We start from the raw sequence: 25,990 nt of genomic DNA, 5'->3' as shown, positions 1-25,990 counted from the left end.
GGTTCAACGTGCATGTTACGGTCGCTGTTCCGGCGTCGTGGAGTGAGATGAATCAACCCCGCGGCTCGGGCGCCGACCGCGTCGGAGAGGATCGGCGGATGCTGCCGTCGCGTCCGACGATCCCCGCTCTGCTGGCCCGAAGCGCCCGCGAATTCGGTGACCACGACTACGTGGTGTCACCGACCGAGCGACTCACCTACACCGACGCCGAGCGACGATCGGCGGCTCTCGCTCGCTGGCTGCTGCACCGGGGGGTCGGCAAGGGGACGCGGGTCGGCCTGTTCTTCCCCAACGGCGTCGACTGGATCATCTGGTGGCTGGCGGTGTCGCGCATCGGGGCGCTCGCCGTCCCGCTGAGCACCATGTACCCGCCCGCCGAACTCGCCAAGGTCCTGCGGTTGGCCGACGTCGCGCTGGTGATCGGGCCGTCGGAGGTGCTCGGCACCGACGTGGCCGAGCGCTTCGAGGCCGCGTTGCCGGACCTGGCCGGCCAACCCGCCGGCCGCCTCGCCGTCGCGCGGGCGCCCTATCTCCGTACGGTCGTGCTCACCGGCGGCGCGGACCGTGGCTGGGTGACTCCCCACGACCCGACCGCCACGGTGTCCCGGCAGGTGCTGTCGGCCGTGGAGGACGAGGTGTCCCCCGCCGACCTGGCGGTCATGATCCATACCTCCGGATCGACGGCCGACCCCAAAGGCGTACTGCACACCCACGGGACGCTGGTCCGGCAGACATCCGGATGGCCCGAAGCAGTGCGTGCCGTCACCGGGTCCACCGGCGACGCCCGGATCCTGTGCGCCATGCCGTTCTTCTGGATCGGTGGTCTGCTGGCCGCGACCGGCGCGCTACACCAACCGGTCGCGGTGCTCGTGCTGCCGCGACTGGACGCCGCGGCCGCCCTCGACCTCATCGAAGGCGAGCGCGCCACCGGGTTGGTGGGGTGGCCCGCGTTCACCCAACGCCTGCGCGATCACCCCACCTTCGCCGGCCGGGATCTCAGCAGCGCGCCGATGCTGACCGACGGCCCACTCGACATCGCCATGACCGACGTGCCGGACGGTTATCCGGTCCACCGCACGATGTCGGAGACCGCCGGCGGCTTCACCTTCACCGAGATGGCCATCGTCGACCGGGACGGCCGGCCCGTCCCCGACGGGACCATCGGCGAACTCCTGATCCGCGGTATCGGCGTGATGGCCGGCTACAACAAGCGCGAACGCGCCGAGACCTTCGACGCCGACGGCTGGTATCACACCGGCGACCGCGTCTACCGCAGGCAGGGCGATCCACGCCTGTTCTACGTGGGCCGCACCAGCGAACTGATCAAGGCGGCCGGTGCCAACGTCTCGCCCCTCGAAGTCGAGGCGGTCATCGAAGGTTTCCCCGAGGTGGCGCAATGCGTGGTGGTCGGCATCGACGACCCGGAGCGCGGCGAACAGGTGTGCGCAGCCGTCGTCCCCGCCACCGGCGACCTCGACGTGACGGACCTGGCCGCCCGGGCGCGCGCCCAACTCTCGGCGTACAAGGTGCCCACCCGGTGGGCCATTGTTGCGGCCGACCAGTTGCCGGTGCTGCCGAGCGGCAAACTCAACCGCAAGGCGGTCAGGGCACTGATGGACTAACGCTCCAGCGCTGAGGGCGGCGCGGCCCCACCGTCTTCGGGCTGGAACTCCGCGGACCCGTCGTCCTCGGCGGCCGCGACGTGTGGTTCGTCCTCTGGCATGTCAGGTGCGGTCACGGTGTCCGGCTACCCGGTCTCCGGCGCGGTCAATCGCCGGCCGTCTTGGCCCCCGGCTCGGCCGCATGTGCGTCGTGCTGACCGTGAGCCACCTTGCCGTGGCCGTCCTTGCCGTGACCGTCTGCACCGTGCGCATCCTTGCGGCCGAACGGCAGGACGTGGACGACGGCCACCACGACGCCGCCGACGATCAGGCCGATGACCGCGGACGCGGCGGTGTTGACCAACCAGCCGAGCACGCCGCCTACGCCGCCGACGGCGTGGTGGACGGATTCCTCGGCGTGGTGCACCAACCCGTAGAGGGTGTGCCAACCCAGCTCGTCGGTTCCGACCAGCAGGATGTGGCCGCCGACCCACAGCATCGCGACCGTGCCGATGAGCGAGAGCGCCGCCAACAGCTTGGGCATCGCCGTGACCAGGCCGCGACCGACCCGCTGGGCAAAGCGCGAACTCCGCTGCGCCAGGTTCAGGCCGATGTCGTCCATCTTGACGATGCCGGCGACCACGCCGTACACCACCGCGGTGATCACCAGCGCCACCACGACCAGGATGATGAGCCGGGGCAGGAACGCCTGGTCGGCCACCTCGTTGAGGGCGATGACCATGATCTCGGCCGACAGGATGAAATCGGTGCGAATCGCGCCGGTCACCACGGCGCGTTCGGCATCGGCGCCCCGTCCCACGCCCGCGGTGGCATGGGCGTCGTGGCCCCGCAACCGGCCCCAGACCTTCTCGGCGCCCTCGTAGCAGAGGTAGGTGGCGCCCAGCATCAGGATCGGGGTCAGCAACCACGGCACGAACTGGCTGAGCAGCAGGGCGGCCGGCAGGATGAAGAGCAGTTTGTTGCGCAGCGAGCCGATCGCGATGCGTTTGATGATCGGCAACTCGCGTTCGGCTGCGATGCCCTGCACGTATTGCGGTGTGACGGCCGTGTCGTCGATGACGACGCCGGCGGCCTTGGCGGTGGCGCGGCCCGCGGCCGCGCCGATGTCGTCCACCGATGCCGCGGCCAGCTTCGCGAGCACCGCGACGTCGTCGAGTAGACCGAACAGCCCCGCGCTCATCGCGTCTCCTTCATGGCGCGAGGGTACCCGCAGAACCGATTCCGACTCCCCCGCTGCCGGGCCTCAGCGGGCGACGAATCGCCGGTGGTAGTCGGAGAGGCGATAGGCCACCCGGGTGGTGTCGAGCCCGAGGTCGGCCGGACGGTGGACGACTCCGCCGTACATTCCGCGGGGATGGTCGGCGCGGAACCGCGCCATCGCGGTGCGCGCCCGGTCGTCGAAGGGTTGGCCGGCGAGTTCGTAGATCGCCGACAGGGTGGCCTCCTCGTCGGCCATGAAATCGTCGAATCCGATGTCGATCGACTGGTCGGCGGGCAGCACGTCGCGGTCGCGTACACACCCGGTCAGCAGGTCGGTGGCGCGGTCGACCCAGTACTCGGTGAGCGCCACCGGGTCGGGACGATCGCGCGACATCCGTGCCGCATAGCAGATCATCGTCGCCATCGACTGGATCACCTCGACCGGATCACGATGGGTCACCACGAAGATCGCGTCGGGGAACGTCGAGACCAGGGCCGGGAACTGTTCGAGGTGCTGTGGCGACTTCAGCACCCATCGACTACCTCCGCGCAGCCACTGCAGGGCTTGCAGTGTGCGTTTGAGATAGGCGTACGACGCCGCCTGATCGTGTCCCTTGTAGTGGGCGGCGTACGAGGGGACATGAAAGGTCGTCTCGAACAGCATCCCGCCGATGTCGTTGGCCAGCAGTTGGATCTCTTCATGGGCGTGGTCGACGGTCATGTCGTGCATCCGCTTGAACTCCGGCATCACCGTGTGGACCAGATCCAGTCCGGCGGCACACCGTTCGCGGCGTGCCTGCGGATCCGCCTCCCCCGGTGCGGGCACGGGCTCGAGGCTCTCCCAGTACGGCAGGTGCCGGATCGCGGGATCGGCCGCGATCATGTTGTGCAGATGCGTGGTGCCGGTGCGCGGCAACCCGCAGATCACGATCGGCCGCTCCACGGGAATGGTCAGGATCTCCGGGTGCCGGGTGAGTAGATCGTGGAGCCGCAACCGGTTGACCAGGTGCTGGGTCAACTGTTCGAAGGCCAACGCCCGGCCGGCGTCCGACAGGCCGGCTTCGGAGTTCAGCGCGTCGCACAGCACCTGCAACCGCTCACGGAATCCGTCGTCGCCGAAGTCGGTCAGGCCCGCGCGGCCGGCGGCTGTCGCCTGCAGCGCCTCCGGTGTCAGGGCCACGGTCGCGCCGTAGGCGGCCAGGCCGTCGCGCATCGGCCGGGCCGTCTCCGGATACACCGGCTCGGCGAGGTCGTCGAAAGCGATCGGCGCCGGGCGGGAGACCTCCGCGGTCACCGGGACACCTCGGCGAGGTCGACCACCCGGCACCGCGGCCGGGCCGGGGTCTGCGCGGGCAGGAACCAGCGCAACCAGATGAGGCCGGTACGCCGCCCCGCGGTCGACACCCAGTTCGGGTGTCCGGGGTCGCGATCGGCGATCACGATCCGCCACGACCCGTCCGGTTCGTAGCTCACCTGCGCGCCGTTGAGGGTGACCCGCTCGTAGGTGTAGTCGTAGGTGTGCAGGAACGGATTCCACAGGCACAGGTTCCAGAACACGCAGTCGGGTGAGGTGCCTTCGACGATCAGGGCCTGATCGTGTCGCAGTTCATAGGCGCCCATCGCGTACGCGGCGTCGGCGGCCGACCAGCCGTAGGCGTTCTGGGGCACCGGGAACGGCTCGTGGATCTCGTTCGGCGGCTCGATCCGGGTGGGCAGGAAGGACACCTGCTCGTGGAGCCAGGTGCGCGCGGCGCGCATCCGGCGCGTCAGATCCTCGGCGTCGTCGTGGCGCCGGGCGGGCGGGTCGATGCTCTCGATCGTCCACTGCGTGCGGCGCCCGCTCTCGGGTGCGGTGAGGTAATCGCGGGTCAGGGCCATCACCGCGTCGGAGGTGAGTTCCAGCCACGTCCCCGGCTGCGGTGACGGGCTCATCGTGAACTCGAAACCGCCGTCCTCGTCGAACTCGAGGTCGCGGTCGTTGATGGTCCCGACGATGCGGTTGCTGTAGCTGCCGTCATCCGGGCCGCCGTAGACGGTGATCGAGAGGTACACCGCGTCGCCGCGATTGCCGCGCACCCGGTACGTGCGTCGCGGGTCGATCGGCGCGAGTTGGTAGAACGCGTCCGAGTTGTCACCGCCCCACTTCAGGTAGGGCCCGATCACGTCGACGAAGCGCGGGTTGTCCTTGTCGCCCCACACGTAGGCGTCGACCGCGACGCGCAACAGGCTGAAGGTGAGCCGGTATCCGTCGAGAAGATCGGCTTCCGCGAGCGGGGGGTCGGCATGAAGCAGCTTGTCCTCGATGTGGCGCACTTCGTCGAGCAGTTCTCCGAAGGCCTCCGAGAGTTCGGCGTGCTGCGGGTCAGTCTCGGTCATCGTGGTTCCTCATCGTTCGACGGACGCTCCCCGGGTGGCCAGGAAGCAGAGGTGGGTGACGAGCGCGTCGGCGTCGGTGATGTCGCGGACGTGAACGGCGTAGAAGGTGCTGCCGATCACGGTGTCGTACAACGACTCTGCGTCCATGCCCGGAGCCACCGCGTCTTGATCGATGCCGTCGCGGACCAGAGCGGAAAAGCGCGCAGCGGTGGCTTCATCGAGCAACTGCTGGGCGCGGATGCGCAGTTCGGGGTGGCGATGACGTTCGGCGAGGATGCCCAGTGCCGCGGCGTAGACCACCGGTTCGCGCCAGAACTGCACCACCGCGTGAAGGAACCGCTGCAGATCTGCCACGAAATCGCCTGTGCTGGTAAGTATCTCGACGGTATCGCCCATCTGGAATGCGGCGTCGAAGACCACGTGCGCCTTCGACGGCCACCGCCGGTAGACCGTCGGGCGGCTGACGCCCGCCTCACGCGCGACCGCCTCGATGGTCACCTGGTCGTAGCCGTCACGGATCAGCAAGGTGCGCGTCGCCGCCATGATGGCCTCTCGCGTGCGCGGATCGCGGCGCCGCCCGCGCGCCGGCGCGGTGCACTCCGGAGGGCCGGCGGCGGGATTCATCCCAATATGTTGACACGGTGTCACGTAATTCCGCCTGAAATTTGACGACAGAAACATTTTCCGGCCGGTCGACGATGACCTTGAAAGATCAAGCACCGACGACAGGGGTACGAACGGATGAGACCGACGACGAGCGCCGCAGCACATGTAGGCCGGATAGGGGCGCTCGCGGTGGCGCTGGGGGTCGGCGCCGCGGTGACGTTCGGGCACGGTGTGGCGTCGGCGGACACATCCGACTCGTCGAGCCCGTCCTCGGCGTCCTCGTCGGCGGAGTCGGGGTCGGAGTCGGAGTCGGAGTCGGGGTCGTCGGAATCCCCCTCGTCGAGCGAATCCACGAACGACGAGTCCGCGGAGAACGAAGCGGATGCCCCCGCCGACGACGAACCCGAGGAGGTAGCCGACGAGGAGGTGACCGACGAGGTAACCGAGGAGGAAGCGGCCGAGGAGCCGGCCGACAGCGTCGAGGACCCGGCGTCCGGCGACGAACCGGTGCAGACGCCCGCCGACGAGCCCGACGAGGTCCCTGTCGACGAAACGGTCGACGAGCCCGTGGCCGAGACCCCCGAACCGCCGACTGACGGCCCGGCAGGCTCTTCCGAGCCGGCCCAGGACGAGCCCAGCGGCGAAACCGTCGACGAGGTCGTCGACGAGGCCGCCGACGACGACACTGCCGAAAGCGATGAGACGGTCGTCGAGACCCCTGCTGAACCGGTGGCCGCCGACGGGACGGTCGGCGAGACCGCCTCGTCCTCCCCCGGAGGCCCGGCGGCCGTCGGAGTCGGCACGGGCACGCAAACAAACTCTCGCGCAATGACATTCGCCGCTGCCGCGCCGTCGGTTCGGGCGCTTCCCGCCCCGCCGAACGTGCCCGCGATGATCTCCGGATTCCTCGCCGCGGTCGGGCTCGCACCGCTGGCGGCTGCGCTGCCCACCGCGCCGGCGGCCCCACCGACGCTGTGGGCGATGCTGGCCCTGGCCCGTCGCGAATTCGAGCGGGCCTTCGCCCGCCCGAACCTGTCGGTCGCACCGTCGGGTGTGGTCACGACCGCCGCGGCGACTCCGTTCCCCACCACGCTGCCGTCGATCAACAAGGGGTGGGTGACGGGCAAGGTGCCCAACAACTTCGGGATCAGCGGCACCGACCTCGGCATCATGTGGGACGGCGGCATCCGGTTGGGCGAACGCTTCGTGCACGTCGCCTTCGGCGACACGTTCGCCAACGCCAACATGACCGGTGACTGGCGGTCCAACGTGCTGCTGGTCAGCACCGACCACAATCTCGGCAACGGGCTACAGCTGGTCCAGACCGGATACGCCGGCCGCTTCATCGGCCCCTTCAGCGGCCGGCTCGGACTCTTCGGCTCGGAGGTCACCCAGATCCCGACCTCCGGCATCCAGATCGACGGCAGGCAGTTCGTGAACTTCATGTCGGTCAAGTCGTGGGACACCCCGGGACGCTGGACCACCAACTACTCGGCGATCTCCGTCTACGACCCGGCGACGGACAAGTGGGTGCTGGCGCCGTCGACGATCCGCTCAGCGGGGTGGTTCCGGTCGACGACGCGGTATGTACCCGGAAGCCAGAACTTCCAGCAGTCGGCGTACGTCCTGCAGCCCGAGGACCAGGTCGGCGAGGACGGCATCCGTTACCTGTACGCCTTCGGCACCCCCTCCGGTCGGGCCGGTTCGGCATACCTGTCCCGGGTGGCGGAGGGATCGGTGACCGACCTGTCCAAGTACGAGTACTGGAACGGCGACAGGTGGGTCGCCAACCGGCCCGCCGCGGCCGCCCCGATCATCGGCGATTCCACGCGTTCAGCGGGCCTGTTCGGGTTCGTCGTCGACTGGGCGAACGACCCCAACGTGCTGGGCGGCTACCTCGGGGGCCTGTTCGGCGCGAAGACCGGCGGGAACGTCAGCGAGATGTCGGTGCAGTACAACGAGTACCTCGGCAAGTACGTCGTGCTCTACGGCGACGGCAACAACGACATCCGGCTGCGGACCGCGGACACCCCGGAAGGGCCGTGGTCGGCCCCGGTCACCATCGCGACGTCGAAGCAGTACCCGGGTCTGTACGCGCCGATGATCCACCCCTGGTCGGGTACCGGCGACCTTCGGGATTCGAACAATCAGCCCGACCTCAACAACCTGTACTGGAACATGTCGCTGTGGGGTGACTACAACGTCGTGCTCATGCAGACCGACCTGTCGCCGCTGAAGGCCGTCTACGTCTGAGATGGCAGCCGTCAGTCGATGTAGCGGACCAGGTACGGCGCCATGTTGTTGGTGCGCACCGGGGAGATCTGCACAACGGGGTCGGTGGCCTCGACCATCTGTCCCCCGCCGATGAACATCGCGACGCTCTGCGTGCCGTTGGGACCGTAGAAGATCAGATCGCCGGGCAGCGCCTGTGACGGCAGCACTTTGCGGCCGACGAGGTACTGCTCCCCTGAGGTCCGCGGGATCTTGAGGCCGGCGCCCGCGAAGGCGTAGACCATCAGGCCGGAGGCGTCGAAGCCGACGACCTGCGGCTTGGGGGCGGGCGCCAGCGTCACACCGGGGGCGACGCCGGGCAGGCCGGTGACCGGGATGGCGGCCGGGGTGCCGTCGACCGGGATGACACCGGGCGGCGTCGCCGCCGGTGCGGGCGTGTCGCTTCCTGCCGGATTGCCCAGTGTCGGTCCGGCCGTGTTGCCGCCGCCGTAGGCGAACGGGACGCCGCGCTGAGACAGCGCGCGGGCGATGACCACGTCGATCGCCTGTTGGTTTCGCGTGGGCAGCGGGAACAGCTCCGCACTCGCGGTGCCGGCTGTCGCCAGCGACAGCGCCAAACAGATGACGACGGCGTAGATGCGCCTCATCTCACACTCACCTCTCGACCGATCCACCGTGGGCAATCCCCACCAGCATCACTTGTACCTCCTGTAACAGCTCACCTGCTCATCGCAGCAGCGGATCAGCGCGAAGAGATGCGGTAGTGAGACCGAACGGTGACCGAACGACGGTGCCCGCCACCCCCGCCGTGTGAGCCGGCGGCGACGGGGTACGCGGGTGCCGACGAACGAACAGCCAACGACACCGAGCACGGAGGCCGAGACACCGATGACCGCGATACCCCCAGATCCCGAGCCGGCGCAGACACCGGACCTGGAACCAGGCGGCGGGGTGACGCCAGGGGCCACCCCGCCGGACTCGGACCAGATGTCCGGTGTCGGGGCGGTCGAAGACCCCCCGCGACACAGCATCACGGCCGGGAAGATCACCATGATCGTGGCGGTCGCTTTGTTCGCGCTGGCCTTCGTCGCGACAGCGATCCTGATGATCCTGAAGATGACCGGCGTGTTCGACTGAACAGCGTCGCGGCGGAATCCCGCCGCGCGCGGCGATGTTGCACCACTCGATGACGACGACGGCGACTGAGACGGCGATCAAGGCAGCACGGACGAAGGCGCCGACGTTGTGGACGCCGTCGCGGGTTCTGGTGACCCGTTCGGCGGCCGAACTGCCGCACGGCGCCGAGATCCTGGCGCGGTGCGAGGCGGCCGGCGTCTCCGACATCCGTGTACTCGCCGGCGACCGGCTCCCGTCGCTGGGCGCCGACAACGATCGCGCCGCCTACGCGTTGGCCAAACGGACGCTGGCCGTGGTCGTCGCCCCACCCAGCAAGCGCCGGCTCCAACCGATTCCGCCGAGCGCGGATTGGCGCATCGACCTCGCACAGGGGTGTCCCGGCCACTGCCAGTACTGCTACCTGGCCGGATCGCTCGCCGGTCCGCCCATCACCCGGGTGTACGCGAACCTCCCCGAGATCCTCGCCGAGATGGACGACCACGTCGGGCGCGGCACCATCACCTCGTCCTCCGAGCAGCGGTCCGGGGAGGGCACGACCTTCGAAGCATCCTGCTACACCGACCCGCTCGCCCTCGAACACCTGACCGGCTCGCTGTCGGCGACCATCGCCCACGTCGGTACCCACCAATGGTCTGGTCCGGTGGGGCTGCGGTTCACCACGAAGTACGACAACGTCGCGCCCCTGCTCGCCCTGCCGCACGCCCGGCGCACCCGAGTCCGGTTGTCGGTCAACGCCGACGAGATCGCGAGCCGGTTCGAGGGCGGCACCGCCCGTCTGCCGCAGCGGATCTCCGCGCTGCGGGCACTCGCCTCGGCCGGATACCGCATCGGCCTCACCATCGCGCCCATCATGCCGATTCCCGACTGGCCGCAGCACTACGGCGACCTGCTGCGCGACGTGGCCGCCGCTGTCGGCGACATCGACGACCTCGACCTGACCGTCGAGTGCATCACCCACCGCTTCACCGCGACCAGCAAAGAGGTGCTGACCGGCTGGTATCCGCGCACCCAACTCGACATGGACGAAGCCGCGCGCACCCGGAAGTTCGGCAAGTACGGCGCGGCCAAGTACGTCTACCCGAAGGACACGATGGCCGACCTGCGGTCCTGGTTCGAGTCGGAACTCGCCGAGACCCTACCGGCCGCCCGCGTCCTGTACTGGACGTAAGTCGTTGTCGTGCAACGTTTGTCCTGACACGGTCGGCTCCCCGATCTTCACCAGCATCTTGCCGATGTTCGCGCCGGCGAACAGGCCGTTGAGCGCGTCGACACAGGAGCCGATGCCCTCGAAGACGTGTTCGCGGTGGACGAGCAGGCCCTGATCGTCCCATCCGCGCAGCGCGGCGAACGCCTCCTCGAACCGGCCCCACTGGTCGAGGGCGTTGAACCCCTGCATCAACGCGGTCCTGGACAGCAGGTTGACGTAGTTGGCCGGGCCCGGGTGGTCACCGGTCAGATAGCTCGAGATCACTCCGCACAGCACCACGCGGGCGTTCTGCGCGAGCCTGCCGAGCACCGCGTCGAGCACGGAGCCGCCCACATTGTCGAAGTACACGTCGACACCCCGCGGGCAGTGCTCTTTGAGCGCCGCCCCCAGGTCTGCCGACCGGTAGTCGATGCACGCGTCGAATCCGAAGTCCTCCACCACCGCTCGGCACTTGTGCGGCCCACCGGCGATACCCACCACCCGGGCGCCGGCGATCTTCGCGATCTGCCCCGCGACCGATCCGGTGGCGCCGGCCGCCGCCGACACGACGACGGTCTCACCCGGCCTCGGCCGCCCGATGTCGGTCATGCCGAAGTAGGCGGTCGCGCCGGTCGGCCCGTAGACCGACATCACCGCCGGCTGATTCACCTGTTCGCGGCCAGGAATCGGCGTGCTGAACAGATCGTCGCGGATGATCGCGTACTCCTGGAACCCCGTGAGTGTGGTGACCACGTCGCCGACGGCGAACGCGTCACAGCGTGACGCCACCACCTCGCCGATACCGGCGGCCCGGATGACCTCGCCGAGCTGCACGGGAGGCAGATATCCGCGCTGATCATTCAGCCACGTGCGAATCGCGGCGTCGATGCCGACGTACGTGGTGCGCAGCAGCGCCTCCCCGTCGGCGGGCTCCGGCGCCGGCGACTCGATCATCTCCGTGTCCTGCGGCCCGACCAATCCGACCGGGCGGCGGCGCAACACGATCTGGCGGTTCATCACATCCGGCACCGCCCGAACCTACGACACCGCACCGGGATTCGGGCCGGGACTCCGTACAATCGCGCCGGTGATCGTGGTCGCACTGCACACCGCCAAGGCGCGGCGGCTTCCCGTCCGCCCGGTCGACGAGGTCGTCGCCGAAGCAGGTGCGGGGCTCGTCGGTGACCGTTACCACGGCACCCGGCACCGGCACGTGTCCATCCAATCCGCCGAACTCCTGGACCTCGCCGCACGCGACCTCGGGCACGACTTCGACCACGGCGCCACCCGGCGCAACATCACCGTGGACGCAGGTGAGATCCCGACCCGTCCCGGGACGCGGCTCACCGTCGGCGACGTCGAACTCGAAGTGGTGCGGATACTCGCGCCCTGCCGGTTGCTCGACGACGACATCGGCGCGGGCGCGGCGGCGGCACTGCGCGGGCGGGCGGGTTCGGCATGCCGGATCCTGCGCTCGGGCACGATCCGCATCGGGGACCCGGTGACGATCACCGATCCGCCGGACCAGGGCTGAACGCCTCAGCGCCGCCGCTCACGCACCTTGTACGTCGCGGGCCACGACTGCCGGGACTCGTCACCGACCAGGGGGGTGCCCTTGCCGCCGACCTGCACGTTGTAGGCCTCCTGGCCCGGGCCCACCTCGCGGTTCACGTGCTCCTGCGCCAGGTAGTACAACTCGTCGATCGCCGCCTCGCTGTAGGCGAGGAACGTCGTCTTCCGAGTGATGTCCCCCGCCCCGGCGGTCATCCGGTCCGGCAGCACCCGCGACGCCAGCGCGCCCGCGGCCAGCAGCGCGAACGGGATCAGCCAGTAGCAGACGAATGTGACCGGTGTGTCGGTGTCCAGGATCGACGCGTCGCTGCGGATCAGCGGCGGGACCGCCGACGAGACCGCCATGGCCGCGAAGATCCCGACCCAGATCCACGTGAGCCGCACGGTGATCTGCTCGAACAGATCGGTGCCGACGATGTCCTTGGGCTGGCCCGCGGCGGCGAATTCCCGCACGAAGGGGCGTTTGGTGAGGACACCCACCAGCGCGGTGAGGAAGATGCCCGCGAAACTCAACGGCGCGAGCCAGCGCTCCGCGAACGACTCACTCACCACAAGCGTGAGCAGCGTCAGCACCGCGAACGTGGCCGTCGCCCCGACGTCGAGGGAGCGGCCAGGGGCGTGTCGCGCCGGCCCCAGCGCCAGCGCGGCGACCGCAACCGCCAGCGCGACCACGGCGGCGGCGAGGAAAGGCACGTTGCCCAGCAGAATCCAGTACACGACCCACGGCGCGAAACCCAAGACGATGCCCACGGGCGGTCAGTCTATGGGCTTACTGTGAGCCCGACGGCAACACGTCGGGGCGAGTTGCGCCGCAGTGGTGTACAACGGCGTGTGATGAGGTATCTGCTCATCGCCCTGTACCTGGGCGGATGGTTGCTGACCACCGCGGCGCTGCTGCGGCGGCAGTTCGGCGACGATGACCGCGGCCGGCGCGACCGGTTGGTGTTCAACACCGTCAGCGTGCTGTGCGCGGTGGCGCTGGCCGCGGTGTGGCCGCTGTCGGGGTGGTTCCTGCCGATGATCCGCGCGGCGCTCGGCCGACCCGACGAGGAGTGAGCCGGCCCGCCGTTCAGGGGGTCGTCGCCGAACTGTCGGACGTGCCGGTGTCACCGGCCGTGGATTCCGTGCCCGCCGTGTCACCGTCGGTGGTCGCGTCGCCCGTCGAATCCGTCGTGGCGTTCTCGGCGGTCGACGGCGCGGTGCTCACCGAGTCCGCCGCCGTCGTGGGCGCCGACGACGTCTCCGCCGGGGTCTGCGTCGCGGTCGGGCTCTGCACCGCGGTCTCCCCCGTCGGGGGCGGCGGTGCCGTACCGGACACCGTCGGTGCGACGGCGGAGGTCGTCGGCGCGGTGGTCGTCGACGGGGCGACGCTGGTCGCCGTGGTCGACGGCGTCGAGGTCGCCGACGTCGTGGGGATGGTCCCCGGCTGGTCTTCCTCGACGATGGCCATGATCCGCGTCGTGTAGCCGTCGAGCCGCGCCTCGATCTGGTCTGGCGGCACCTTGCCCGCTTCGATGTCCTTCTCGAATTGCGCCATCTCGGCCCAGACCGCGTCGAGCTCCTTCATCGCGTCCTCGGACAGCGGCTCGTCGAGGGTGATGAACACCTGCCGGGCCAACGCGTAGGTGAGGCAGTTGGCGCACTCGTAGTTCAACGCGCCCGCGAGGTTCTGCGGCGCCACTATGTTGTCATCGGTGGCGTCGCTGTCGATGACGAAGACGACCTGATAGGCCACCGCGACCGCACTGCACGAATCGCACGAGGCGTAGGCCTGCGCCTCGTTGACGTTCATCGCATCGGAGTTGTCGGTGACGTACACCATCGCGAACGCCGCCTCGTAGACGGTGGTTCCGTCGGTCGTGTTCACCGCGAGCGCCTGATTGTCTCCGGGCTCGGGCGCGAGCGGTTTGCTGACCGGGAACACCCAGCCGGCGTCGGGGCCGGTGCCGGCGGCGCCCGCCGGTGCCGGCGCCGTCGCGACTCCCGCGCTGCCGCTGCTTCCGGTGAAGTCGGTCTCCTGGCGGGGCACCATGATGAGTGCCAACTGCGGTTGCTGCTGCGTCGGCATCGGGCTGTCGGTGTCCCACACCGCCTGCAGCACACCCTGCTGACCCTTGACGAAGGTCGGCGCCGCTGCGAGACGCGGATCGCCGTCGCGCCGCACCGGACCGCCGATCTGATCGGACTTCAGCGCGTAGACGATGTCGCCGATCGTGCCCCGCTCCCACGGCTGGATCGGGCGGTACGTCGCGTCGTCCGGCCACCAGGCATAGGCGACACCCGCGCACACCACCGCTCCGGCGGACACCGCGAGCACCCGCATGAGCGGCTTGCCCGCCGTGGCCGTCCAGGTGCCCACCGCCGCACGGCGGACGAAGCGAACGAGCATGTACAGCACGCCGGCCACCGGGATGACGATCGCGACCATCGCCAGTACCCGCGCGACCGCCTGGATCATGTCGCCCTCGGCCCAGGCGGTGACCAGCACGTCCTGCTGCCTGTCCAGGCTGGCCCACGCGGTGCCGATCAGCCGGGGCAGCGTCCACACCGCCAGCACCAGCGTCGCGAGCAGCAGCGGCACCACCAGGACCACCCACAGCGTGACGACGACGCGGGCCCACGGTTTGAGCAGCCGGGCCTGCGGATCGCCCCACCGCCACGGCAGTGCGCCCAGAAGTGTGGGCTTGATGCGGGAGTACAGATCGGGCACACCGGTCACGTCGGCGAGCACGTGGTAGCCGTCGAACCGCACCAGCGGGGCGAGTTGGCGCAGCATCTGCAGGATCTGGGTCGCCACGACGAGCAGCAGGGCGTCATAGCCGAGCCACAGCCACAGCCCGGTGATCGCGATCGCCACGAGCGCGTTGAAGTACAGCCCGCCGAGATCGGTCCGGATTCGGCCGCCCCGGCCGAGCCGGTAGGAATCGGTGACGTCGGTGTAGAAGGCCGGCCAGACGAGGTACACGCCGAACCCCATGACACCCGGGGTGGCACCGCCGTAGCGGGCGGCGGCGGCGTGTCCGAACTCGTGGAATCCGGCCGACAGCACGGTCACGACGAACACCAGGATCAGCAGTCCGGGCCGCTCGAAGGCGTCGTGGGCCGCCGAGGCCAGGCCCTTCTCGAAGAACACCCACCAGCACACGGCCGCGAACGCCGCGAGCGCCGGGACGACCACCCACGGCCGGAAGAGGAACCGGAACGGGTCGGTCACCCGCCGCGTGCGCTCGGGGTCGGTGACGGCGTACCGGAATCGCAGACCCAGCAACGGGTCCCGCTTCTTCACGGCCGGCTGGCTGCCGTCCGGGCGCACCATCAGCCCGAGCGGTCGCAGCTGTTTGTCGACCAGGTGGCCGATGTTGTCCGCACTGACGGTGCGACCGGTCGCGGCCGAAACCTCCTCTGCCACTTCGGCTGCGGTCCTGCGGCCGTCGACGGCGTGCAGTACGGCGTACAGCAGCGGTGTCAACTGCACCGTCTGGCCGTCGGCGCGGCGGGCCAGGGAGGGCGGAACCCGGTAACCGGATCCCGCCATCTCCCCGATCAGCTCGACACCGTCGGCGCGCTGAAGACCGGCCTGCGTCGGTTCGGCGCCCATCGTGGTCACAGGAGTGCTCCCGTCGTCCGTCACGCCGGTCAGGCGGCGGAGGTACCGCCGCTGTCGCCGCCGCTGGACGTGCCGGAGTCAGCACCGCCGGTGCCGGAGTCGGTGCCGCTCGTGCCGGAGTCACCGGTGCCGCCGGTGTCGGTGCCGGTCTCGGAATCACCCTGCGAGATGGTCGAGTCCTGGTTGGACTCCGCCACCGCCTCGCCGGTGAGGTTCTGCTCGATGATGGCGTCCTGCGTGGCGATCGAGATCGCATCCGAGTCGACCGAGCCGATGTTGGCGGCCACGCCCGCGTTGATGGGCGCCGCGACGTTCGCGTTGGCGGCCACAGCGCCGCTGATGGGAGCCGCGAGGTCGGCGTCGAGGTCGACATTGACATTGACGTTGAGCAGGTTTCCGTCGAGCAGCGCGGCGGGACTCGTGTCGACGGTCGTCCCGGTCCCGTCGGTGCCGCCGTCGGTCGTTCCGTCCGTGGTGCCGTCGGTCGGGACCTCGTCCCCGTCGGTGTCCATCCCGCCCTGGTCGATGCCGCTGACCTGGTTCGAGGTGGCGTGGGCGTCGGCGTCGAGGTTCTGGGTCAGCATCGTGCCCTGATCGACGGCGGCCTGCGCACCCGATCCGTACGACAGCACGTTGGCACCCGCGGCCGCGTCGATCGGGGCCGCGACGTTCAGGTTGGCGGCGGCGGCCAGATCGATGGGTGACGCCGCGTCGATGGCCACATCCACATCGGCGTTGAGGTCGAGGATCGACACCACTTCCTTGTCCGGCAGTGCGATCGCGCTCTCCGCCAAGAGCTCCTCGGGGGTCAGTCCTTCGGTGGTCATCTCGTTCACCCTTTCCGTCCGCTCGAATCGCCAGAGTTGCTGCCGGACCCGGCTGTGTCCGGCGTGGTGTCGAGGCGGATACCCATCTGCTTCCAAGATCAACAGCAATTTCACAGAAAAGTGCGGCTGATCTGCGGGATTGGCGCAGAACTAATTAACCTGTGCGTAGACCGTGGTGTGGATCACGCAGGTAGTGCCGTGGAAAAATCGTCGGCGGCGGCGCGAGAGAGTTTGCCAGGATTCACTCGTGTGGAGCGGGTGACCAGTGGACGACCTTCATCGCGGTCATCTCGTCGAGGAGTTCCGGTCCGAACCCGAACCCGCTGCCGCTCGCGCGGCGCGGCTCCGAGGCGCCGCCCGGGGCCCCGCCGAACGCGGCGTTGATCTTCACCGTGCCGACCGGCAGCGACCGCCACGCGGTCTGCGCCCGCGCCATGTCGTTGGTCAGCACGGTTGCGGCCAGCCCGTACCGGTCCGCGGCGGCCTCCATCAGCGCGGTGTCGAAATTGGGCACCACGCGCACGGGCGCCACCGGACCGAACGTCTCCTCCCGCATCACGAGCATGTCGGGCGTGCAGTCGGTGAGCACGGTGGGCGGGTAGAACGATCCGGGCCCGGGTGCCGGCTCACCGCCGATGCGGATCCGCGCGCCCGCTCGGGCAGCGTCGGCGACGTGTTCGTGGACGACGTCGCGCTGCCGCTCGTCGACCAGCGGGCCGATGCGCTGCGCCCAGGCACGAGCCTCGTCGACCAGCGCGTCGACGAAGGCGTCGGCGATCGCGTCGACCACGTAGATCCGCTCGACGGAAACGCAGATCTGACCGGCGTTGGCGAAGGCCCCCATCGCCGCCTGCTCGGCGGCCCACCGCGGCGACACCCCCGTGTCGACGATCAGCGCGTCGTTGCCGCCGTTCTCCAGGATCACCTTCGCGCCCCGCTCGGCACAGGTTCGCGCGATCGCACGGCCGGTCGCGCTGCTGCCGACGTGTGCGACGACGTCGACGTCATCGGCCGAGGCCAGCGAAGCGCCGACCGAACCGTCCCCGTCGACGATCTCGAGGACTCCGTCGGGAAGCTGCTCGGCCAGCAGCTCGGCGAACCGCCTGCCCGTACGCGGGCTTCGCTCACTTGGCTTGTGCACCACCGCGTTTCCGGTCACCAGGGCGGCGCCCAACAGTCCGGCCGCGACCGCGACGGGATCGTTCCACGGGGTCAGCACCGCCACGATGCCGCGTGGTTCGGGCACCATCAGATCGGTCGCCGTCCACTGCCCGTGCAGGCTTCGGCCCCGGTGCAGCGGTCCGAGTTCGGCGTACTGCACCAACGTGCCTGCGCCGGCGTCGACCCCGCCCAGCGCATCGTCGCGCAGTTTCCCCGTCTCTCGTTCGTTGAGTTCGGCGAGTTCATCGGCGGCCTCCCGCACCGCGGCGGCCGCGGCGGTCAACGCCGCGGCCCGCTCCGCAGCGGGCGTGCGGGCCCACCCGCTCGCGGCCGCCCGTGCGCGTTTCACCGCTTCGGCACAGGTCGACGCGTCGGCGATGGGCACCCGGCTGACGGGTTCTCCGGTGCGGGGGTCGGTGACGATCAGTTCGGTGGTCGGTGACACGGCCAAGGTGTTACCCCGCGGCGTGCCGGTCAATCACGATCGATCACCAGGTGTCGACGAACCGCCTGACCCGCCGCTCACGCGGGCCGGCGGCCGCGGCGGCCAGTGTGGCGGCCACCAGGTCGCGGGTCTGCGCCGGGTCGATGACATCGTCGATCTCGAAGACGGCGGCCGCGTTGAGCGCCTTCGCGTTGTCCTGCGCCGCCGCGGTGGCCCGGCGTACCACCTCCTCGCGCTGCGCGTCGTCGGCGATCGCCTCGAGTTCCTTGCGCATGCCCAGGCGCACCGCACCTTCGAGGCCCATCGGACCCAGATGCGCACCGGGCCACGCCACGGTCAGCAGCGGTTCGTGCAGGCCGCCGCCCGACATCGCCTGGGCGCCCAGCCCGTATCCGCGGCGCAGCACCACGGCGATCATCGGCACCTGCAGCGCCGCGCCCGCGACCAGAAGCCGAGATCCCCTGCGCACCAGCGCTTCTGCTTCAGCGGCCGGACCCACCATGAAGCCGGGGCAGTCGATCAACGACAGCACCGGGATGTCGAAGGCGTCGCACAGCTGCAGGAAGCGGGCCGCTTTGTCCGACGCTGCCGCGGTGATGGCGCCGGCCATGTGACGGGTGTCGTTGGCCAGGACGCCGACCGGCCGGCCGTCGATACGGATCAGCGCGGTCACCATCTCTCTGGCGAACCGCTGCCGCAGGAACACCGCGGACCCGTCGTCTGCCAGCGTCCGGATGATCGGCGCGACGTCGTACGCTCGCCGGTCGCGTTCGGGAACCGCTGTGCGCAGCAGGGTTTTGTCCGGCACCTCCCCCGGCGCGCTGCAGCCCTGGAAGTAGCCGACGAGAGTTCTGGCCACCGCGACGGCCTGCGCCTCGTCGTCCACCACGACGTCGACCACTCCGTTGGGTGCCTGGGTGGCGATCGGTCCGACCGCGTCGGGCGCCACGTCCCCGAGTCCGCCGCCGGCGATCATCGCCGGGCCACCCATGCCGATCGAGGTGTCCGAGGTCGCGACGATCAGATCGGCACACCCCGCGATCACCGCGTTGCCCGCGAAGCAGCGGCCCTTGACCACCGCGATCCGCGGGACCACGCCCGAGAGCCCCGCCCACAGCTTGAACGCCCGCACGTCCAGGGACGACACCACCGGATAGTCCGTGTCGCCGGGGCGGCCGCCTCCTCCTTCGGCGAAGAACACCGTGGGCAGCCGCAGCCGCTCGATGACGTCGAAGAGCCGGTCCTTCTTGCGGTGTCCGAGCGCGCCCTGCGTCCCGGCCAGCACGGTGTAGTCGTACGACAGCACCGCGCAGGCGCCGCCGTTGATCCGCGCGGTCCCGGCGACCAGGCCGTCGGCGGGCGTGCGGGCGATCAGGTCGTCGAGGTCGCGGCGCGCGCGCTGGGCGGCGATGGCGAATCGGCCGTATTCGACGAAAGATCCGTCGTCGACCAGGTCGGCGATGTTCTCGCGGGCCGTGCGCCCGCCGGACGCGTGGCGGCGCGCGACCGCCTCGGGGCGCGCCGCGTCCTCGGTCAGCGCACGGCGGCGCAGCAGTTCGGCGAAGTCCGCCCGCGTCGCCGCGGGCGGACCCTCAGACGTAGAGCTCCTCGAACCGGCGGATCGACCGCTCGATGTCGCCCTTGACCGCGCGGGCGGCCGCGGCACCGATCGGGCCGAACAGCGGTGCGCCACCGAGTTCGAGAGTCACGGTGAACGCGCATCCCGACGACGTCGGGCGCACTGCCATCCTGATGCCGTACTTGGTGCCGCCGACGCCCTTGCCGTCGACCAGCAGGAGCTCGGGCGGATCGAGCTGGCGGATCGTCCAGGTGACACGGTTGCGCATGCCCTTGGCGCCCGCGACACCGACGATCGTTGTCCCCACGGTGAGTTCGTCGGGCAGCTCGCTGCGCCACCCCTCGTGCATCACGAGCCAATCACCCAGCTCGGCGAGGTTGGACGCATGCGCCCAAGCGTCGTCGGGATCCAGCGACAGCTCGCGTGTCAGCTCGAGTTTGGCCACCTCGCGATAGTAGTGGCGGAGCGCCCTGCGGACCGGGGAATGTGCCGCCGCCGACATCACCGAAACGCCCCGCCTCAACTCTTGACTAAATCCAAAAAAGCGGGTGATATGGCTGTCGTGCCGTCGCCGTCCGAATACGTAGACCAGTTGCGGGGCGCCGATCTGCGCGTGACCCGCCCACGGGTCGCCGTGCTGGAAGCGGTGCACGCTCTCCCCCACGCAGACACCGAGACGATCTTCGCCTCCGTGCGATCGAGCCTGCCGGACGTGTCCCGCCAGGCCGTCTACGACGTCCTGCACGCGCTGACCGGCGCCCGCCTGATCCGCCGGATCCAGCCCTCCGGTTCGGTCGCGCGGTACGAGACACGAGTGGGCGACAACCACCACCACGTGGTCTGCCGCTCGTGCGGGACGATCGCCGACGTCGACTGCGCGATCGGTGAGGCGCCCTGTCTCACGCCGTCCGAGCACGACGCCCTCGACGGGTTCGTGCTCGACGAGGCCGAGGTCATCTACTGGGGCCTGTGCCCCGACTGCGCGCCCGAGAGTTCGACCGCAGATAGTTCCTGATCACATCCGTGATCGCAGCCCCATCACAACCTGATGTATGGAATATGAAGGGAAACACCGTGTCGTCAGATACCTCCGATGCCCGCCCCCCGCATTCGGACGCCAAAACCAGCAGCCACAGCGAGTCTGAGAACCCGGTCATTTCGTCGCCCGAGCCCAAGGTGCACGCTCCGCTGACCAACAAGGACTGGTGGCCGGAGCAGGTCGACGTCTCGGTACTGCACAAGCAGAACGAGAAGGGCAACCCGCTCGGCGAGGACTTCAACTACGCCGAGGCGTTCGCGCAGCTCGACGTCGAGGCCTTCAAACGCGACGTCATCGAGGTCATCCAGACCTCGCAGGACTGGTGGCCGGCCGACTACGGCAACTACGCCGGCCTGTTCATCCGGATGAGCTGGCACGCCGCGGGCACCTACCGCATCTTCGACGGCCGCGGCGGCGCCGGGCAGGGCGCGCAGCGCTTCGCTCCGCTGAACAGCTGGCCCGACAACGCCAACCTGGACAAGGCCCGCCGGCTGCTGTGGCCGATCAAGCAGAAGTACGGCAACAAGATCTCCTGGGCCGACCTGATTGCCTACGCCGGCAACGCCGCGCTCGAGCAGTCCGGCTTCCAGACGGCCGGCTTCGCGTTCGGCCGCGAGGACATCTGGGAGCCCGAGGAGATGCTGTGGGGCCAGGAGGACACCTGGCTGGGCACCGACAAGCGGTACGGCGGCACCAACGACAGCGAACGCAAGCTGGCCGAGCCGTTCGGTGCGACCACCATGGGTCTGATCTACGTCAATCCCGAAGGCCCCGAAGGCAAACCGGATCCGTTGGCCGCCGCGCACGACATCCGCGAGACCTTCGGCCGGATGGCGATGAACGACGAGGAGACCGCCGCGCTGATCGTCGGCGGACACACCCTGGGCAAGACCCACGGCGCCGCCGACGTGAACGTCGGGCCCGAGCCCGAAGGTGCTCCGATCGAGGATCAGGGCCTGGGCTGGAAGTGCCCGTTCGGGTCCGGCAAGGGCAACGACACCGTCACCAGCGGTCTGGAGGTCATCTGGACCGGCACGAACTCCGAGTGGAGCAACCGCTACCTCGAGATCCTCTACGGCAACGAGTGGGAGCTGACCAAGAGCCCCGCGGGCGCCTGGCAGTTCGAGGCCAAGAACGCCGAGGCCACCATCCCGGATCCGTTCGGCGGTCCCCCGCGCAAGCCCACCATGCTGGTCACCGACGTGGCACTGCGTGAGGATCCGATCTACGGCGAGATCACCCGCCGCTGGCTCGATCATCCCGAGGAGATGGACGAGGCCTTCGCGAAGGCCTGGTACAAGCTGATGCACCGCGATATGGGGCCGATCAGCCGTTACCTCGGTCCGTGGGTGGCCGAGCCGCAGCTGTGGCAGGACCCGGTGCCGCCGGTCGACCACGAACTCGTCGACGAGTCGGACATCGCCTCGCTGAAGAGCACGCTTCTGGACTCGGGTCTGACGGTGCAGCAGCTGATCAAGACCGCCTGGTCGTCGGCGTCGAGCTTCCGCGGCACCGACAAGCGCGGCGGGGCCAACGGCGCGCGGCTGCGCCTCGAACCGCAGCGCAGCTGGGAGGCCAACGAGCCGTCCGAGCTGGCCCAGGTGCTTCCGGTGCTCGAGCGGATCCAGCAGGACTTCAACGCGTCGGCCTCCGGCGGCAAGAAGATCTCGCTGGCCGATCTGATCGTGCTCGGCGGTTCCGCCGCGGTCGAAAAGGCCGCCAGGGACGCCGGTTACGAGATCGACGTGCACTTCGCGCCGGGCCGCACCGATGCGTCCCAGGAGCAGACCGACGTCGAATCGTTCGCGGTGCTCGAGCCGAAGGCCGACGGATTCCGCAACTTCATCCGGCCGGGCGAGAAGACCGCGGTCGAGAAGCTGTTGGTGGACAAGGCCTACTTCCTTGACCTGACCGCACCGGAGATGACCGCGCTCCTCGGCGGTCTGCGGGTGCTCAACGTCAACCACGGCGGCACCAAGCACGGCGTGTTCACCAACTCGCCGGGCGCGCTGAGCAACGACTTCTTCGTCAACCTGCTCGACATGAGCACTCAGTGGAAGCCGTCGCAGAACACCGAGAACGTCTACGAGGGTCGTGACCGCGCGACCGGTGAGATCAAGTGGACGGCGACCGCGAATGACCTTGTCTTCGGCTCGAACTCGGTGCTCCGTGGCATCGCCGAGGTCTACGCGCAGGACGACAGCAAGAGCAAGTTCGTCGAGGACTTCGTCGCGGCCTGGGTCAAGGTCATGAACAACGACCGGTTCGACCTCGAGAAGTTCTGATCCGGCGCTGACGCCATCGCATCGACAGGGGCACCCCGCGAACCGCACACCGGTTCGCGGGGTGTTCCGCATCTGACGACGTGATCGAACTGCCCGCCGCGGTGCTGGCGATGGCCGACCGCGGCCCGGACTGGGCGCGGTGGGTCGAGACGCTGCCCGAATGGACGCAGAGCCAACTGCGCGAGTGGGAGTTGCGGGTCGACGGCGCACCGACGCACGGCGCGACTTCCCTTGTGCTGCCGGTGCTCACGCCACGGCATCAGCCGGCGATGCTCAAGCTCGGCTTCCCCGACGACGAATCCGAACACGAACACCTCGCGCTGCGCCGGTGGGCGGGCAACGGCGCCGTGCGCATGCTGAGCGCCCAGCCGCACCGCCGCGCCCTCCTGCTCGAACGGTTGCACTCGCGCGATCTGACGACCGTCTCCGACGTCGAGGCCTGCGCCGCAGTCTGCGAGCTCTACCGCCGCATTCACGTCCCCGCACTGCCTCAACTGCGCACGCTCACAACGTGGTTGGAGCTTCGCAATGCGGAGCTCGTGGCCCTGCCGCGCAACAGCCCGGTGCCGCGCCGACTCGTCGAGCAGGCACTCACCCTCAGCCGCGACCTGATGTCCGAATCCATTGGCGGTGCGGTCCTGCTCCACACCGATCTGCACTACGAGAACGTGTTGGCCGCACCGCCCGGTGCAGCGGAGCCGTGGCTGGTGATCGATCCCAAACCCCTGAGCGGGGATCGCCACTTCGAGATCGCGCCCATGCTGTGGAACCGCTGGGGTGAACTGGCCGGCGACGTCCGCGACGGCGTACGGCGGCGGTTCTACACGCTGGTCGACACCGCGCCGTTCGACGAGGACCGGGCACGCGCGTGGGTCATCCTGCGCATGGTGCACAACGCGGTGTGGGAGCTGAGCCGGGCGGCGCGTCCGGATCCGGCGTGGCTCACGGTGTGTGTCGCGGTGGCCAAAGCCGTTCAGGAATGAGCTTCTCGGCGCCCGGGGTCACACGTGTCGGGTCAGCTGAGTGGCGATGAGCGGGGCGATCTTGTCGGCCATGTAGACGTGTCCGGCATCGGTCGGGTGGACGCCGTCGGCGCCGATGAGTTCGGGATTGTCGACGAACCACCGCTCGGCGATCGGGTCGACGAAGGTGGCGTCGGCCAGACCGGCCTGGTAGCGGAGGCTGTCGCGGATGCGGGTGATCGCAGGCGGCACGTCAGCGGTCGGCCACGGTGGGCCGATCACCAGGAACCGGGCCTGCGGTGCGGTGCGGCGAGCGAGCTGGAAGACGCCGTAGACCATGATCGAGTACAGCGTCGGCTCGACGTTCTGGTCGTTGCGGGAGCCGTAGAACACCACGAGGTGGTCGTCGGCCTTGACCGCCCGCGCGGTGAGATCCTCGAACACACTGCCGCGGTTGCCTCGGGTGCCGTACCCGGCGCCGCCTTCGGCCGCCACGTCGGCGCGCACCGGCAGGCCCTGGCGTGCCAGCAGCTGCCAGGCCCGCGTGGTCCAGCCCTTGGTGCCCTCGCCGCCCTCGTTGCTACCGGTGGTGTACGAGTCGCCGACGACCGCGACGCGACTGCCGGCGAACTGCAGCGTCACCATCTCGTCGCTGCGCTCGGGCAGCGGACGAGCGACGACGAGGCCGACCAGCAGCGCAACCGACAGCACCAAGGTGACCAGGCGACTCACCGCTTACCTCCACAGTCAACGGCACCGAGACGCCGCACCTCACGATTCCGAAAGCCTAGGTGTCCGCGCCGCGGTCGGCGATCCCCGACGCGATTTCGTGATGGTCTCGAAATCGCGTCATCCGACGCGCGCGGGCACGTGGTCGATGCCCTCTTCAGACGACGTCTGTGCGGTCGGCGGCCGCCCGCCGACCGGGCTCGTCGTCGAATCGCGGACGTCGACCATCCGGCGCATCCACAACCGCGCCGGCTCTTCGACCCCGTGGTAGAGCACGACCGCGCCGACCACCGCAACGGCGACCAGACCGAGCACCACGGAACTGCCGGAAAGACCGGGCGTCAGGGTGATCTCGAACTGCACCGCCGCCCAGTTCCACGCGGTGTGCACCAGTTCGTGGACCATGTACAGGCCGAACGAGATGTGGCCGCAGTACACCATCGGCCGTGCCGACAGGAGCCGTGGCAGGGTGCCCGCACCCACCGCGAGCGCCACCACCAGCGGCACGAACAGCACATCCACCAGACCGCTGGCGTCGCGTACCGAGGCGGGCGGGTTCGCATCGAGGTAGTACAGGCTGCCGACGATGGTGGCCGCGATCGCCAGGGACAGCCAGCCGAATCCGCGGCGGGCGCGCTCGGTCGGTCGCAGCTTGCGCACCGCGGCGCAGGCCAATGCGCCTGCGGTGAACTGCATGACGATGCGCGGCAACCAGCTCCACGGGGTGTAGAACTCGCCGGTGGCCAGCAGCAGCACCGTGGGCGGTAGAGACACCACGAGTGCCAGCCACAACAACGCGCGCGCCCTGGTCACCCGAGCCACGCGGAAGATCACCAGCACCAGCACCCCGAACAGCAGATACGCCAACCACTCTGCGCTGATGGACCAGGCCGGTCCGTCCCAACTCGTTCCGTCGAAGTACGGTGCGAACCACAACTGGACGAGCAGCAACTGCCGCAGATAACTCGTGGCGGTGAGTTGTTCGACCGCCGGTGACGGGACGTGACCGACGTTCAGCGTGAAGATGATCCAGGCGGCCGCCAGGTGCATCGTCACCAGGTAGACCGGCCACACCCGGGCCAGTCGCAGCCACAGGAAACGCAAAGTCGTTCTGGTCGACCAGGAGTGGCCCATGCGGTCGAGGTAGTTCCAGGTCAGCACGAAACCGCTGAGGATGAAGAACAGGTCGACGCCCTGGGCGCCGCAGTCCAGCAGCGGCGCCATCGCGGCGCTGAAATCCGGTGCGGCCTGCGCCAACAGCGGCCGGAAATGGAACAGCACCACCCACACCGCGGCGACGATGCGCAGACCCGACAGGGCCTTGATCTCTCCGCTGCGCACAACACTCATTTCGTGAGGGAGTCTGCTGTTTCGTCCGGGCTCGGTTTCGTAGGCCGCCCCCCGCGCTCATCGGGCAGCGTTAGG

At 69.3% G+C, this 25,990-nt stretch carries 23 protein-coding genes; 9 read left to right on the top strand and 14 right to left on the bottom strand.

Annotated features, from left to right (window positions below; translation table 11 throughout):
• Positions 1–98: 98 nt before the first annotated feature.
• On the top strand, positions 99–1,622 hold the full coding sequence (locus G6N30_RS08335; protein ID WP_234880165.1) for a class I adenylate-forming enzyme family protein: 1,524 nt from the start codon (positions 99–101) through the stop codon (positions 1,620–1,622).
• A 145-nt stretch (positions 1,623–1,767) separates the two neighbouring features.
• Here the strand turns inward: G6N30_RS08335 and G6N30_RS08330 are convergent, their stop codons facing one another.
• The 4 genes from G6N30_RS08330 to G6N30_RS08315 form a co-directional block, all read right to left on the bottom strand.
• A complete protein-coding gene (locus G6N30_RS08330) occupies positions 1,768–2,802 on the bottom strand; it encodes a DUF808 domain-containing protein (RefSeq protein WP_134051750.1) in 1,035 nt (344 codons plus the stop codon).
• 63 nt (positions 2,803–2,865) lie between these two features.
• On the bottom strand, positions 2,866–4,116 hold the full coding sequence (locus G6N30_RS08325) for a sulfotransferase family protein (RefSeq protein ID WP_134051747.1): 1,251 nt from the start codon (positions 4,114–4,116) through the stop codon (positions 2,866–2,868).
• On the bottom strand, positions 4,113–5,198 hold the full coding sequence (locus G6N30_RS08320; RefSeq protein ID WP_134051745.1) for a DUF1214 domain-containing protein: 1,086 nt from the start codon (positions 5,196–5,198) through the stop codon (positions 4,113–4,115). Before G6N30_RS08320 ends, G6N30_RS08325 begins: the two co-directional genes overlap by 4 nt.
• Before the next feature lie 9 nt (positions 5,199–5,207).
• On the bottom strand, positions 5,208–5,822 hold the full coding sequence (locus G6N30_RS08315) for a TetR/AcrR family transcriptional regulator (RefSeq protein WP_134051742.1): 615 nt from the start codon (positions 5,820–5,822) through the stop codon (positions 5,208–5,210).
• A 117-nt stretch (positions 5,823–5,939) separates the two neighbouring features.
• Between G6N30_RS08315 and G6N30_RS08310 the strand changes: the two genes are divergently transcribed.
• Complete coding sequence (locus G6N30_RS08310) at positions 5,940–8,057, top strand: glycoside hydrolase family 183 protein (protein WP_134051739.1); 2,118 nt, start codon at positions 5,940–5,942, stop codon at positions 8,055–8,057.
• Between the two features lie 11 nt (positions 8,058–8,068).
• Here G6N30_RS08310 and ripD read toward each other — a convergent pair whose 3' ends face one another.
• Complete coding sequence (gene ripD, locus G6N30_RS08305) at positions 8,069–8,683, bottom strand: NlpC/P60 family peptidoglycan-binding protein RipD (protein WP_134051736.1); 615 nt, start codon at positions 8,681–8,683, stop codon at positions 8,069–8,071.
• Positions 8,684–8,873: 190 nt separating this feature from the next.
• Here ripD and G6N30_RS08300 point away from each other — a divergent pair, with 190 nt between their 5' ends.
• Both G6N30_RS08300 and G6N30_RS08295 read left to right on the top strand, forming a co-directional pair.
• Positions 8,874–9,173, top strand: a complete 300-nt coding sequence (locus G6N30_RS08300; RefSeq protein WP_234880074.1) for a DUF6480 family protein — start codon at positions 8,874–8,876, stop codon at positions 9,171–9,173.
• A 49-nt stretch (positions 9,174–9,222) separates the two neighbouring features.
• Positions 9,223–10,341, top strand: a complete 1,119-nt coding sequence (locus G6N30_RS08295) for a spore photoproduct lyase family protein (protein WP_134051733.1) — start codon at positions 9,223–9,225, stop codon at positions 10,339–10,341.
• Here the strand turns inward: G6N30_RS08295 and G6N30_RS08290 are convergent.
• Positions 10,309–11,388, bottom strand: coding sequence for an NADP-dependent oxidoreductase (locus G6N30_RS08290; RefSeq protein WP_134051731.1), 1,080 nt, complete (start codon positions 11,386–11,388; stop codon positions 10,309–10,311). The two genes, G6N30_RS08295 and G6N30_RS08290, sit on opposite strands and share 33 nt — an antisense overlap.
• 58 nt (positions 11,389–11,446) lie before the next feature.
• On the opposite strand from G6N30_RS08290, the gene G6N30_RS08285 reads away from it, so the two are divergent.
• A complete protein-coding gene (locus G6N30_RS08285) occupies positions 11,447–11,893 on the top strand; it encodes an MOSC domain-containing protein (RefSeq protein WP_134051728.1) in 447 nt (148 codons plus the stop codon).
• Positions 11,894–11,898: 5 nt separating this feature from the next.
• Here the strand turns inward: G6N30_RS08285 and G6N30_RS08280 are convergent, their stop codons facing one another.
• Entirely contained in the window at positions 11,899–12,681 is a 783-nt protein-coding gene (locus tag G6N30_RS08280; RefSeq protein ID WP_134051725.1) for a hypothetical protein, read from the bottom strand.
• 84 nt (positions 12,682–12,765) lie between these two features.
• On the opposite strand from G6N30_RS08280, the gene G6N30_RS08275 reads away from it, so the two are divergent.
• Positions 12,766–12,987, top strand: coding sequence for a hypothetical protein (locus G6N30_RS08275; RefSeq protein ID WP_134051723.1), 222 nt, complete (start codon positions 12,766–12,768; stop codon positions 12,985–12,987).
• A gap of 13 nt (positions 12,988–13,000) precedes the next feature.
• On the opposite strand, the gene G6N30_RS08270 is transcribed toward G6N30_RS08275, so the two are convergent.
• The 5 genes from G6N30_RS08270 to G6N30_RS08250 all read right to left on the bottom strand — a co-directional run bounded on the left by G6N30_RS08270 (position 13,001) and on the right by G6N30_RS08250 (position 19,995).
• A complete protein-coding gene (locus tag G6N30_RS08270; RefSeq protein ID WP_276026866.1) occupies positions 13,001–15,529 on the bottom strand; it encodes a hypothetical protein in 2,529 nt (842 codons plus the stop codon).
• Between the two features lie 38 nt (positions 15,530–15,567).
• The gene (locus G6N30_RS08265) at positions 15,568–16,365 is read right to left on the bottom strand and encodes a peptidoglycan-binding protein (protein ID WP_134051717.1); all 798 of its coding nucleotides are present in this window, start codon (positions 16,363–16,365) and stop codon (positions 15,568–15,570) included.
• Positions 16,366–16,606: 241 nt separating this feature from the next.
• Positions 16,607–17,971, bottom strand: coding sequence for an aldehyde dehydrogenase family protein (locus G6N30_RS08260; RefSeq protein WP_234880072.1), 1,365 nt, complete (start codon positions 17,969–17,971; stop codon positions 16,607–16,609).
• Positions 17,972–18,014: 43 nt separating this feature from the next.
• Positions 18,015–19,526 carry an acyl-CoA carboxylase subunit beta gene (locus G6N30_RS08255; RefSeq protein ID WP_134055060.1) on the bottom strand — a complete coding sequence of 504 codons (1,512 nt, stop codon included), beginning with the start codon at positions 19,524–19,526 and terminating at the stop codon, positions 18,015–18,017.
• A 37-nt stretch (positions 19,527–19,563) separates the two neighbouring features.
• Positions 19,564–19,995, bottom strand: coding sequence for a type II toxin-antitoxin system Rv0910 family toxin (locus G6N30_RS08250; protein WP_166674577.1), 432 nt, complete (start codon positions 19,993–19,995; stop codon positions 19,564–19,566).
• A 108-nt stretch (positions 19,996–20,103) separates the two neighbouring features.
• On the opposite strand from G6N30_RS08250, the gene G6N30_RS08245 reads away from it, so the two are divergent.
• The 3 genes from G6N30_RS08245 (at position 20,104) to G6N30_RS08235 (ending at position 23,857) form a co-directional block, all read left to right on the top strand.
• The gene (locus G6N30_RS08245; RefSeq protein WP_134051714.1) at positions 20,104–20,565 is read left to right on the top strand and encodes a Fur family transcriptional regulator; all 462 of its coding nucleotides are present in this window, start codon (positions 20,104–20,106) and stop codon (positions 20,563–20,565) included.
• A gap of 59 nt (positions 20,566–20,624) precedes the next feature.
• The gene (gene katG, locus G6N30_RS08240) at positions 20,625–22,874 is read left to right on the top strand and encodes a catalase/peroxidase HPI (RefSeq protein WP_134051711.1); all 2,250 of its coding nucleotides are present in this window, start codon (positions 20,625–20,627) and stop codon (positions 22,872–22,874) included.
• A gap of 80 nt (positions 22,875–22,954) precedes the next feature.
• Positions 22,955–23,857: an aminoglycoside phosphotransferase family protein gene (locus G6N30_RS08235; protein WP_163687472.1), complete on the top strand. Its 903-nt coding sequence runs from the start codon at positions 22,955–22,957 to the stop codon at positions 23,855–23,857.
• A gap of 18 nt (positions 23,858–23,875) precedes the next feature.
• On the opposite strand, the gene G6N30_RS08230 is transcribed toward G6N30_RS08235, so the two are convergent.
• A complete protein-coding gene (locus G6N30_RS08230; protein ID WP_134051708.1) occupies positions 23,876–24,568 on the bottom strand; it encodes an Rv0518 family GDSL lipase in 693 nt (230 codons plus the stop codon).
• A gap of 117 nt (positions 24,569–24,685) precedes the next feature.
• Complete coding sequence (locus G6N30_RS08225; RefSeq protein ID WP_179965563.1) at positions 24,686–25,915, bottom strand: acyltransferase family protein; 1,230 nt, start codon at positions 25,913–25,915, stop codon at positions 24,686–24,688.
• Positions 25,916–25,990: the final 75 nt, after the last annotated feature.

The sequence above is a fragment of the Mycolicibacterium litorale genome, assembly GCF_010731695.1.
Taxonomy (GTDB): domain Bacteria; phylum Actinomycetota; class Actinomycetes; order Mycobacteriales; family Mycobacteriaceae; genus Mycobacterium; species Mycobacterium litorale.
This window is presented reverse-complemented; position numbering and strand designations above follow the sequence as displayed.

Coding starts and splice junctions, on each gene's coding strand:
- G6N30_RS08245 (WP_134051714.1), top strand. CDS start 20,104: ATGGCTGTCGTGCCGTCGCCGTCCGAATACGTAGACCAGTTGCGGGGC.
- G6N30_RS08330 (WP_134051750.1), bottom strand. CDS start 2,802: ATGAGCGCGGGGCTGTTCGGTCTACTCGACGACGTCGCGGTGCTCGCG.
- G6N30_RS08320 (WP_134051745.1), bottom strand. CDS start 5,198: ATGACCGAGACTGACCCGCAGCACGCCGAACTCTCGGAGGCCTTCGGA.
- G6N30_RS08310 (WP_134051739.1), top strand. CDS start 5,940: ATGAGACCGACGACGAGCGCCGCAGCACATGTAGGCCGGATAGGGGCG.
- G6N30_RS08275 (WP_134051723.1), top strand. CDS start 12,766: ATGAGGTATCTGCTCATCGCCCTGTACCTGGGCGGATGGTTGCTGACC.
- ripD (WP_134051736.1), bottom strand. CDS start 8,683: ATGAGGCGCATCTACGCCGTCGTCATCTGTTTGGCGCTGTCGCTGGCG.
- G6N30_RS08270 (WP_276026866.1), bottom strand. CDS start 15,529: ATGGGCGCCGAACCGACGCAGGCCGGTCTTCAGCGCGCCGACGGTGTC.
- G6N30_RS08225 (WP_179965563.1), bottom strand. CDS start 25,915: ATGAGTGTTGTGCGCAGCGGAGAGATCAAGGCCCTGTCGGGTCTGCGC.
- G6N30_RS08295 (WP_134051733.1), top strand. CDS start 9,223: ATGACGACGACGGCGACTGAGACGGCGATCAAGGCAGCACGGACGAAG.
- G6N30_RS08335 (WP_234880165.1), top strand. CDS start 99: ATGCTGCCGTCGCGTCCGACGATCCCCGCTCTGCTGGCCCGAAGCGCC.
- G6N30_RS08315 (WP_134051742.1), bottom strand. CDS start 5,822: ATGAATCCCGCCGCCGGCCCTCCGGAGTGCACCGCGCCGGCGCGCGGG.
- G6N30_RS08265 (WP_134051717.1), bottom strand. CDS start 16,365: ATGACCACCGAAGGACTGACCCCCGAGGAGCTCTTGGCGGAGAGCGCG.